This window comes from Streptomyces sp. 13-12-16 (assembly GCF_002114215.1).
Taxonomy (GTDB): domain Bacteria; phylum Actinomycetota; class Actinomycetes; order Streptomycetales; family Streptomycetaceae; genus Streptomyces.
This window is the reverse complement of the sequence record NZ_NCTE01001090.1, coordinates 1-646: the sequence shown is the minus strand read 5'-3', so window position 1 is coordinate 646 and position 646 is coordinate 1. Positions and strand designations below refer to the sequence as shown.

At 77.9% G+C, this 646-nt stretch carries 1 protein-coding gene; it reads right to left on the bottom strand.

Annotation, left to right across the window (positions count from 1 at the left end; all coding sequences use genetic code 11):
• On the bottom strand, positions 1-646 hold a 646-nt coding region (locus B7767_RS35675), incomplete at both ends, for a beta-ketoacyl reductase (protein WP_143652813.1).

Below are 646 nucleotides of genomic sequence, written 5' to 3'. Positions count from 1 at the left end.
CGGGCGAGGGTACGCAGCAGCGGGGGCACCCGGTCGGCGCGCAGGGCGCGCGGGTCGAGCCGTACGGGGACCAGGTGGGCGGTGTCCAGGGCGGTGGCGGTGTCGAGGAGGCCGAGGCCCTGGTCGGCGGTGAGGGGGCGGATCCCGGCCCGGTCCAGTCGGGCGAGGTCGGCTCCGTCGAGGGCGCCGGTGAGGTCGCTGCGGTCCTCCCAGAGGCCCCAGGCGAGGGAGACGGCGGGGAGGCCGCGGGCGCGCCGGTGCTGGGCGAGGGCGTCCAGGAAGGCGTTGGCGGCGGCGTAGTTGGCCTGGCCGGGGCCGCCCGCGAGGCCCGCGTAGGAGGAGAACAGCACGAACGCGGAGAGCTTGGTGTCACGGGTGAGTTCGTGCAGGTTCCACGCGGCGTCGGCCTTGGGTCGCAGGACGTGGTCGAGGCGTTCGGGGGTGAGGGTGTCGAGGAGGCCGTCGTCGAGGACGCCGGCCGCGTGCACCACGGCGGTCAGGGGGTGTTCGGCGGGTACGGCGGCGAGGGTCTCGGCGAGCCGGTCGCGGTCGGCGGCGTCGCAGGCGGCGACCGTCACCCGGGCGCCGAGGGCGGTGAGTTCCTCGCGCAGGGCGGCGGCGCCGGGGGCGTCGGGGCCTCGGCGGC